Source organism: Tumebacillus sp. BK434 (assembly GCF_004340785.1).
GTDB lineage: Bacteria > Bacillota > Bacilli > Tumebacillales > Tumebacillaceae > Tumebacillus_A.
Genome location: NZ_SLXS01000004.1, coordinates 480,280 through 489,714, shown reverse-complemented (window position 1 = coordinate 489,714; position 9,435 = coordinate 480,280). Strand labels below are relative to the sequence as shown.

At 59.3% G+C, this 9,435-nt stretch carries 8 protein-coding genes; 1 reads left to right on the top strand and 7 read right to left on the bottom strand.

From position 1 onward, the window contains the following. Positions 1-410 (top strand): DDE-type integrase/transposase/recombinase (locus EV586_RS13650; RefSeq protein ID WP_165898597.1); only part of this gene is annotated, 410 nt, incomplete at its 5' end. A gap of 406 nt (positions 411-816) precedes the next feature. Here EV586_RS13650 and EV586_RS13645 read toward each other — a convergent pair. The 7 genes from EV586_RS13645 to EV586_RS13615 all read right to left on the bottom strand — a co-directional run bounded on the left by EV586_RS13645 (position 817) and on the right by EV586_RS13615 (position 9,422). Beyond that, positions 817-1,506 (bottom strand): DNA alkylation repair protein, encoded by a 690-nt coding sequence (locus EV586_RS13645; protein ID WP_132945680.1) that lies wholly within the window; start codon positions 1,504-1,506, stop codon positions 817-819. Positions 1,507-1,594: 88 nt separating this feature from the next. After that, positions 1,595-2,953 carry a CotS family spore coat protein gene (locus EV586_RS13640; RefSeq protein ID WP_132945661.1) on the bottom strand — a complete coding sequence of 453 codons (1,359 nt, stop codon included), beginning with the start codon at positions 2,951-2,953 and terminating at the stop codon, positions 1,595-1,597. Between the two features lie 14 nt (positions 2,954-2,967). After that, the gene (locus tag EV586_RS13635; protein ID WP_132945660.1) at positions 2,968-4,041 is read right to left on the bottom strand and encodes a mannose-1-phosphate guanylyltransferase; all 1,074 of its coding nucleotides are present in this window, start codon (positions 4,039-4,041) and stop codon (positions 2,968-2,970) included. Positions 4,042-4,077: 36 nt separating this feature from the next. Next, positions 4,078-5,082: an aminoglycoside phosphotransferase/kinase family protein gene (locus EV586_RS13630; protein ID WP_132945659.1), complete on the bottom strand. Its 1,005-nt coding sequence runs from the start codon at positions 5,080-5,082 to the stop codon at positions 4,078-4,080. Between the two features lie 100 nt (positions 5,083-5,182). Continuing rightward, on the bottom strand, positions 5,183-7,096 hold the full coding sequence (locus tag EV586_RS13625) for a LysM peptidoglycan-binding domain-containing protein (RefSeq protein ID WP_132945658.1): 1,914 nt from the start codon (positions 7,094-7,096) through the stop codon (positions 5,183-5,185). Between the two features lie 118 nt (positions 7,097-7,214). Further along, on the bottom strand, positions 7,215-8,354 hold the full coding sequence (locus tag EV586_RS13620) for a glycosyltransferase family 4 protein (RefSeq protein ID WP_132945657.1): 1,140 nt from the start codon (positions 8,352-8,354) through the stop codon (positions 7,215-7,217). 24 nt (positions 8,355-8,378) lie between these two features. After that, positions 8,379-9,422, bottom strand: coding sequence for a CotS family spore coat protein (locus EV586_RS13615; RefSeq protein ID WP_132945656.1), 1,044 nt, complete (start codon positions 9,420-9,422; stop codon positions 8,379-8,381). Between the last annotated feature and the right edge of the window lie 13 nt (positions 9,423-9,435).

Sequence of the window (9,435 nt, the reverse complement as noted above, 5' to 3'; positions counted from 1 at the left end):
TGATTGATCTCTTTAACAACGAAGTGATTGCATGGTCGATCTCCAAACGAAACGACCTGGAGCTCGTGCGAGCAACTCTGGATCAGCTTTCAAAGGTACCCGGAGTTTACGGGGCAATTCTACACTCAGACCAGGGCTTCCAATACACTTCAAAGGGGTATGCAAATCGGATCGCAAGTCTCGGTCTAATTGGGAGCAATTCGCGTCGTGGCAACTGTTTTGATAACGCATGTATAGAGTCATTCTTTTCGCATTTGAAGGCAGAAGAGATTTACCTTAATAAGCCGGAAAGCTACGAGGTCGCGAAGAGAAACATCGCCGCCTACATCAACTACTATAACAACTCACGTTTCCAAACTAAATTAAGCGAGCGCTCCCCCGTTGAGTACCGGAAAGCGCTCGCTGCATAATACGTGTCCTTTATTACTGTCTACTTGACGGGGCTACGACCAATGGGCACGGTGTCTTTTTCATGTCCACAACAGCAGGACGGATAGGCTGAGCGCATAGAAAAAAGCAGCTGATCAGCCATTGAATCCCTCCTTCCCTTCACGAACTAGGACAATTTTCCCACTATAAAATACGAACCACTTACCACATGAGTCGAACGACTCATTTCCCGGGGAATACTCGTGATTCTATCGCCTACGAAAGCCGGCGTTGCTTAGTATCGTTCCACAGTTTCCAAAACAGGTGAATCAGCGGATCATCATGCTACAGCGCCGCTTCGATCGGGAGGAGCATGGTTGTATTGATCCTTTAATTTTGAACATCTTATCGCGTGCAGTTCCCCATCGTTTCCTGCAGGCATCTTCCTCAGCGCTTGGCCTTCGCCAACTTCCGTTCTTTCATCCGCTGCATGTACGCGACGGCGTCGGGCGTTTTGCAGGCGGTGTCGCCGTGGTCGACCACGACGACGCCAATCCGCTTGGCTGCGGCGATTGCCAGCGCTTCCAACGCATCGTTGCGCCCGCCAATCGAGATCAAGGTAGTGTTCATCGCTTCCCGGATCCGGTTCTTGCTGCTGTGAATCCGCTGCTCAATCACCGCGAGATACGGCACGAACAGCTCATCGGGGTACGCCTCTTTGCTCAGCGCCATCTGCCCAAGCATCTGCCAGCCGGCACGGCCGACAAACTCGGCGTCCTGCTCACCGATCCACAGCTCCATCAGCGCCCGGACGTGCTTCGTCTTGCCGGCGAGGTTGACGGTCAGCAGATCGGTCAGCGAATGCGAGTTCACGCTGCGCACCCACGCATCGAGCAGTTCTGGGCTGACCTGCTTGGGGTCGGCGATCAATGTCGCCATGTTGCGGGCTTCATAATTTCCCGTCTCCCACAGCTGTTCAGCCAGCGCCTGGTCTTTCTTGATTTCCTTGGCCAGCGCCTTCATGTTGGCAAACGAAACGCCAAACGTATTTTCGCCCAGTCCGTGCCGCAGGTACGTCTTGCGCGCCTGTTCAGTGCCCAGCTCTTCCAGTCGTGCCATCACGGTTTGCAAATCCATCACCATTGTTAATACCGCCCTTTCACACCAATACCTCCCATTATAAACGAAAGCCGCTGATCCTGACAGATCAACGGCCGGGGTGCTGCTAGTACCGCGGACGCCACGGTCCCGGCTTTTGCGGTTTGCGCGGCTGTTTCGCACGGGGCATGGTGTAGCGCACGGGCGGTTCGCTTCTGCTCTCCCCATCTTCCCGCTCTTCCTCATACTCGTCGCCGTGGCTGACCAGCGCCACGTCAGGCGTCTCTTCCTCGACCTGCACCGAGACTTGTTCCGACCGATCGACCGCGCGGTGTTCCCGCGCTTCCCAACTGTCATCGCGGGTCTCGACGGAGGAGGACTCCATGCTTTCCAAGTCATCATACTCTTCCAGGGCTTCCAGATGCGGCGCAAATGACGGCGCCGTCAGGTTCAACCCATAGCGGGCGATCAGGTCCTGCACAAACATCTCGCGACCTTCGTCGAGCGCCAACTGCTTGCGGAACCGGTTGGCAAACTTGCCCGCATCCCAGTCCCGCGTGCGCTCAAAATACGCCTCCACCACATCCAAGGTGCGCTGCGGGAAGGACAGATAGGCAGCCAGCACCGTCATCTCTTCAGCGGTGACTTCGCGTACGGCGCGGTACACGTCGAGAATCGAAAAGCCGATCGCCGCGTCCCACTCATAGCGCGGCATATAGCGGGTCAACAACGCCCCAAGGTCATGCACCGGATGCCCGTAATGGCAATGGTCGAAGTCGACGACCGACATGCGCTCTTTGTCGACGATCAGGTTCTGCCGCGAATAGGAGCCGTGGCAGATCGTCTTGTTATCCCGCGCCCACTCCAGAATCTGCCCGTACGGCGAGTGCGCCAACTGCTCCGCCGCGTGGTGGATCATCTTGTTCAACTCGCTGCGGTGCGTCCGGTAGGCGTCCTCCATCGCATTTTGCTCACGGCGGTCTGCGAGGCTCGTGTCATAGCTCTGCAGCTTGGCTTGAAACCGGCCCCACTGCGCCGAGAAATCTTCGCGCGTCTCCTGCCCGAACCCGTCCGCTTCGAACCCTGCCCCGGCACTGTGCAGCTTGGCGAGCGTCTCGGCGGCGAGAAAGACGTTTTTCGCTTTTTTCAGATCGGCTTCCTTGCCCGGCATCCAGTCGGTCAGATAATAGATGCCGGTCGGATGCACCACGTACGGATCGCCGTATTTGGTACGGATGAAGCGCGGCACGTTCGGGAAGCCCCGCCCCGCCAGATGATCGACCGCCTGCTGCACGAAGCGGACGCGGCTTTCTGTCGCGCTGACTTTTTTCAGCGCCCGGTAGCCGCCCGGCGCTTTGATCCGCAGCACACCGCGCACCGCTTTGATCTTTTCAATCGCCAGATCCCACTCCCGGAGCACTTCCGGATCGGCGCCAAAGGAATCAAACATCTCCTGCAGCTCTTTCTCCTCTTTTTTCTTCCCCATGATGATGCCTCCCCCTACAGAAACTCTCGCAAGTTTCGTTTTTCAATCCGTCTGACCAGGTCTTTGATCTCCTGGTCGCGCTCTTTGTCGGCGACGAGAATCGCCCGGTCGCTTTGCACGATCAAGAGGTCGCGCACGCCGATCGTCGCGATCAGCAGGTCTTCGCTTTCGATGATCGACCGCGATGTGTCGATGCCGACATGCAGCCCATTGACGATATTGCCCGCATTGTCCTGGCTCAAAAAGCGCTCCACCGACCGCCACGACCCGACATCGTCCCAAGCAAAATCGGCCGGAATCACCGCGACGTTGTCCGCCTTCTCCATGATCGCATAGTCGACCGACAGCTTCTCCATCTTGGCGTACGTCTCGCGGATGATCGCTTTCTCGTCCGGCGTGCCGAGGATCTCATAGAGGTGCGCCAGGTGCTGGTACATCTCCGGCATATGGCGGCGGTAGGCCTGCAGGATCTCCTGCACGCGCCAGACGAACATCCCCGAATTCCATAAATACTTGCCGGACTGCAGAAAGCGCAGTGCACGGTCAAAATCGGGCTTCTCCGTAAACTCCGCCACATGGTAGGCCCGCCGACCGTTGTCATTGACGAGCAGGCGATCCATCTTGATGTAGCCGTAGCCTGTCTTCGGCTCGGTCGGGCGGATGCCGAACGTCACCAGCATCTTGTGATTGCGGGCAAACTCTGCCGCCCATGACAGGCAGCGGCGGAAATCCTGCTCTGAGCCGATGAAATGGTCGGACGGCAGCACCGCCATCACCGCCTGCGGGTCGCGCCGCGCCAGCCGGACGGCAGCCAGCCCGATGCCGGCAGCCGTCTCCCGCGCTTCCGGCTCGATGATCAGGTTCTCCGGGGGCAGCTCCGGCAGTTGCTCGCGGATCTTGTCAAAATAGCGGTCGTTCGTCACCACATAGACGCAGTCCTGCCGGATCAAGGGGCGAACGCGGCCGGCCGTCGTCTGCAGCAGGCTCTTGTCCCCAAAGATCTGCAAAAACTGCTTCGGGTTGGCAGACGAACTTTTCGGCCAGAAGCGGCTGCCGACCCCGCCGGCCAGGATCACCGCGTACAGCATGTCGATCGACCTCCTCTCCCCGCGCGTGTCACCCGGTTAGCTCCACCGCGCTCCGTCCGCGCCGTAGACCATCGGCTGGCGGTTCTGCGCCGCATAGACCGCGCCCTCCAGCCGCTCGGCAAACACTTCGGCACCCCGCTTTAAGCGCTGGTACTGCGACAGGTGGCGGTATGCGGCGTGCGGAAAGGCCAGATAGGCGTCGAGCACGATCAGCTGCTGCTGCGTCATCTCCGCCTCTTCGCCGTACGCGTCGAGGAACACGCGCGCCATCTCCTGCTCGCCGCGCTCCAACAACCCGAGCGCGAATTTCGCCGCGTCGTACAAAGGCAGGTCGGCGAGCGCATCGTCGATGTGCAAAGTGGCGATCCGCCCTTCCGCGTCGATGCGCAGATCGCTCAAACGATAGTCCCCGACAGCAAACTCGCCGTCCGCTTCCGACAGGCGGGCCAACTCCTCATACCTGCCGGCCGACAGCCCTTCCACCGCCCGGCCGATCTGCTCGGCGATCCACTCGTAGTGCGCCACAAAGCGCTCTTGTAAAGGATTGTGCTGCCGCAGCTCCGACCAGGCGTGAAAGCGCTCCTGCAGCTCATCGCCCGCCTTGGCAAACCGCTCGCTCCACGTCCCGTGCCGCTTGGGCAGCGCGATCCCCTCCGGCAGCTTCAGCCCTCGGCACGCCTGGTGCAGCCGGGCGAGATTGCGCCCGCACAGCCGCATGTCGAGCGGATAGAGGTCGGGCGTCCGCCCTTCCCAATCATCGCTGAGCGTGCAGATCAGGTCGCCATGGCGCACGAGCGCGTCTCCGTACAGCGTGCGGATGTGGCGCGGCACGCGGCGAAACCCTTGTTGGGCCAGATGCTCCCACAAGGCATGGCGCCGTTCGACCTTCCGTTCTTCCGTATCGATGTGCAGCCGCTTGATGCCGCGGTGTTCTGTATCGACTAACAACGTGTGCTCATCGAGCGGAAGCACCCCGGCAACGCCAATGCCGTAGCGGGGCAGCACCGACTCGACGATCGCATCCAGTTGTTCGCTTTGCATACGTCTCCCCTCCCTTGACTCTTGATTCAAGCCTATGCGTCCGTGCCTAGGAGTAGACGAAAAAACAGGCGGACGGGAGGTCAGCCTGTTTCCATGTCAATTAGCGTCTCGCGGCAGGAATGTAGAGAATCTGGCCGACATCCAGCCTCTGGTCTTGCAGGTTGTTGGCGCGCAGCAGGTCGCTGACCGAGGTCTGGTACTGCTCCGCCAGCCCGGACAGCGTCTCTTCTCGCTGCACGATCTTGAACTTCATCGTGACTTTTTGCTCTTCCTGGCTGGTCAGCACATCGCTCCAGAACGAGTCTTCGTCATGCGATTTCGTATGCACAGGCGCATACGTCTCCGCATGGTGCGATGAGGACTCATGCACGGCGTGCACATAGCTCTCCTCGTGGTGCTGTGCGCCTGCATGGGATGAAGAGGACGAGGAAGACGAGGAGGACTCGCCGGCCGCATCGGCGCGGGAATCGCCAAGCAGCGCAGACAGCTTGATCGGCGACGCTTCCTGCTTGTCGCTCAGCTTCGAGCCGACCGACAGCTTGGGCCCGACGGAGACCAGCGCATTTTGCTCGTGTGACGGAAGCAGCGCAGGGACATCGGTCACTTCATCTTCGAACTGATATTCCGCTTCAAATGGACGGTCGCCATGTTCGTCGTGATGGTGAGGGTAATGGTGGTGTTCGTCATGATGATGATGTTCATGATCGTGATGCTCCGCTTCATGCTGCTCCTCGTGGTCGACCGTTACCAGCACCCCTTCGACCGTTTCAGTCTCTACGAGCCCCGTCACATCGATCACCTGCACGTCTTGCACTTCCTGCATCGGCACAGCTTTGGCCGCGCCTTCGCTGCGCGCCTCTTCCAGCACAAATGCATTTTCAGCATCGTCTTCCGTCTCCCGCTCTTCCACCTGTGCTTCCACCTGTACTTCCACCTGTGCTTCCATTAGCGGTTCTGGCGGCAGCACCGCGTCGGCGACCAGCGGCGTCTGCTGGCTGGGCGGCGCATATTTGGACACCGCGCTGTCCGGAGCGAACGACGGATTTACCATCTCCGAGCTGAACGGCTGACGGCCGAAAAAATCCTGCTGCGGCGAGGTGAACGGGTGGGCTGTCGGCGTCTGGTCATAGCCAAATGACAGCTGCGGCGCAGGCGCAGGATCGGCTTCTTCCAATTGGCGGGCCCATTCGCTGCCCGGCTGCGGCATCGGGAAGACGAGGTTGGGATCGGGCGTGAACACGATCTCATCCTCCTCTTCATCCGCCGCTCCTTCCGCTCGGAGGAACGCCGCTTCCTGTTCGCGGGCCGTGCCGGCCGGCGATTCGATCACCCAATCATCTTCTTCGGCCGCTTGCGGTGTCAGCGCATCGTCTTCCGCAAATCTTGCCGCCTGCTCCAGATTCCATGCCGGTTCAAACGGCGGTTCAAAATCTTCTTCCGCTTCCAGCTTCGGCGCTTCATAATGGCGCGACTCGTCGCTGTCCAGCAGCTGATCTAATTTTTGCGCCGACACGCCTTCTTCTTGCGTGCCGCAGCGGAACACATAGCCTTCTCCGCCGGACAAGCCGTGAATGATCAGCTCAGCGCGCAGATGAATCGTGCCTTCGCCCAATACGTGCGCGTTCCATGTGCCAATGCGCGGGTTGACATCCAAAATGCCATGCTGACGCTGGTGCGCCTGCTGGGCGGCCATCGGCACCTGCAGGACGAACGGCATGCGGTGGTGCAGCGGAATCACATGCGCTTCCGGCACATCGTCGCCCGCTTCAAATACGTCCCGGTCATCAAGCGCATCCGGCAGCTCCTCAGACAGGGAAGCCGCGTCCTCTTGCCGCAAAAATCCGGTAAAAGACAAAGCCCCTTTCAGGACGTACGCATCATCTTCTACATCAAACCCGGTTATCTCTGTCGCCAGGGTTGCGTCTTCCACGTCTTCCGTACCGCTCACCGCGTCGAGCTGCAGCTGCTGATCTACATGAATGCGAATCGATGGAATCATTTCCGCATCGCTCACTAAGAGTCCCCTCCTTCTATCGTTCGATCATAGTACGACACTTTCACTTTATGAGAGTGCCTGTACGATTATGACTTTGTGCTGCCTGCACGTAAAAAAGCACCCCGCAGGGTGCTCGTCAGGAGAAAGCCGATTTCTTGCGCGCATACAGCTTTTCATACGCCGCCAACGTCTCTTTTGCACAGCGCTCCCAGCTGAACTGCGCAGCCTGTGCGAGCCCTTTCCGGCTCATCTCCTGACGCAGTTCCGGCGAATTCAGCACCGCCGCCATCTTCTCGGCCAGATCGTACATGTCGTGCGGGTTGATCAAAAGCGCTGCATCGCCCGCCACCTCCGGGATCGACGAGGTGTTCGACGTGATCGTCGGCACCCCGCAAGCCATCGCTTCCAAGGGCGGGAGGCCAAATCCTTCATAAAACGACGGGTAGACACAGAGGTCGGCTGCATTGTACAAATGCGGCAGCTCCGGCACGGCAGCAAACCCGGTGAAAATCACGCGGTCCTGCAGGCGCAGCGCTTCGACCAGCATCGCCGTGTCGTCATAATCCCGCGCTTCTTTGCCGACCAGCACCAGGGCGTAGTCTTTCGGGATCTGATCCTGCATCTCGTAGAAGGCGTTGATCAGCCCTTTGACGTTTTTGCGCGGGGAAAAGCCGCCGAGGTAGACCACATAGGGGCGGTCGATGCCAAAGCGCTCTTTGACAAACGCCTTGGCCGCCTGCTTGTCGATCGGCTGGTAGACGCTCTCCGGCGCTTCATACGTGACAGCGATCTTCTCTTCCGGCACCTGGAAGATGCGCTGGATGTCGCGCTTGGAGTGCTCCGACACGGTGATGATCAGATCGGACTGCTCCATGATCCGCGGCATCTCCTGCAAGAAGATGCGCAGGTAGCCTTTGCCGACCGTCTCCGGGTAGATGTACGGGATCAGGTCGTGCACCGTCACCACGTTCAGGCAGCCTTTTTTCAGCGGCAGGCCGATGCCGTTTTGCGGAACGTGGTAGATGTCGATCTTCTCCTGCTCCACGCTCATCGGGACATGGACCTCTTCCCAGAATTTATCCTTGCTCCGCTCAATCGAATTGAACACTTCGTCGGCCATCGGGTCGAGGTTCTTAAACTCATCGCCCGGCCAGAAAAAGCGGTATTCGTTCTTCTTGTCATGCACATACAGGTTTTTGATCAACTGGTAGGTGTACGTGCCGATTCCCGTTCCCCGGTACCAGATGGCACCGCGCGCGTCCAGACCAATTTTCATCCTGTCACCCCTTCATGCAGCGTACTACCGGATCTTGCCGTACTTCAGCACATAGCGGGCCCCCGCTTCGAATTCCCCGAGGAACCGCTCACGGCGCTCCTTCTGTTCCGTCCACTTGCGCAGTTTGCTTTCCAGATGCTCCTGCGGGCGGTTTTTGGTGACATAATGGAAATAACCCGCTTCATAGAAATCCTGAGGAAACCGCATCATCGCATGCAGCAGGCGCTCTTCGCCTTCGTGCGGCTTCGCTTCTTCAAAATACGATTTGACGATAAAATAGGCCGTCCGGCTGTCCCATTTGACACTTTTCATGTTGCGCAGGATCAGCGAAGCCAGGTCGTGGGCCCGGATGTCGCACAGCGCGTAGTCGAAGTCGATCAGGGAGATGTTTTTGTCCCCGGTGATCAGCACGTTGTGGTGCGCGTAGTCGTGGTGACAAAAGCCCTTCAGGCCGCGCTCCAGCTTCGTGATCTCCTCGTAGCGCGACGACAAAAGAAGCTCCACGGAACGCGACGCTTCTTGGATACAATATGCGGCCTGCTCAGCGAACATGCGGTCGAACACCGACCCGCCCTGCTCGGCCAGCACCGTCCAGTCGCGCAGCTCCCCGATCCGTTCCAAAAAATGTCCCGTCCACGTCCCCCACTGCTCTTTCCCGGCGCAGTCCGGCGGTTCGAAGCCTTGCGCGGCCAGATGAAAGCGGGCCAGGCCGCGGGCGGCGAGCGCAAGGTCGAGCACATGGTCGTACTTGCTCTCCCGCCCGTTCAGCCACTCCATCACGAAGTAGCAGGCTCCGTTCCGCTCGGCATACAGGTCGCCTTGGCGCGTCTTCACCACGCCCGGCACCGCGAACCCGTTTGCCTTGACATGCTCCATCGCGGCCAGGGAAAAATGCAGCTCTGCGGGGGTCAGGTTGAATTTTTTCAACGCGTACCGCCCGTACGGGGTGGAGAAGCGCACCACTTTGCGCACCGGCGCGGCTTCGATGACCTCCAGGTCATACAGATCGAGCACATCGGGCGCGAACCCGCACAGGTCCAGCACTTGCGAAGTTGTCAATTCGTCCATCTCCGCTCCCCCT

Excerpts from the sequence above, each read along its gene's own strand:
- EV586_RS13645 (WP_132945680.1), bottom strand. The coding sequence starts at position 1,506 with ATGGATTTGCAAACCGTGATGGCACGACTGGAAGAGCTGGGCACTGAA.
- EV586_RS13640 (WP_132945661.1), bottom strand. The coding sequence starts at position 2,953 with ATGGGGAAGAAAAAAGAGGAGAAAGAGCTGCAGGAGATGTTTGATTCC.
- EV586_RS13635 (WP_132945660.1), bottom strand. The coding sequence starts at position 4,041 with ATGCTGTACGCGGTGATCCTGGCCGGCGGGGTCGGCAGCCGCTTCTGG.
- EV586_RS13630 (WP_132945659.1), bottom strand. The coding sequence starts at position 5,082 with ATGCAAAGCGAACAACTGGATGCGATCGTCGAGTCGGTGCTGCCCCGC.
- EV586_RS13620 (WP_132945657.1), bottom strand. The coding sequence starts at position 8,354 with ATGAAAATTGGTCTGGACGCGCGCGGTGCCATCTGGTACCGGGGAACG.
- EV586_RS13615 (WP_132945656.1), bottom strand. The coding sequence starts at position 9,422 with ATGGACGAATTGACAACTTCGCAAGTGCTGGACCTGTGCGGGTTCGCG.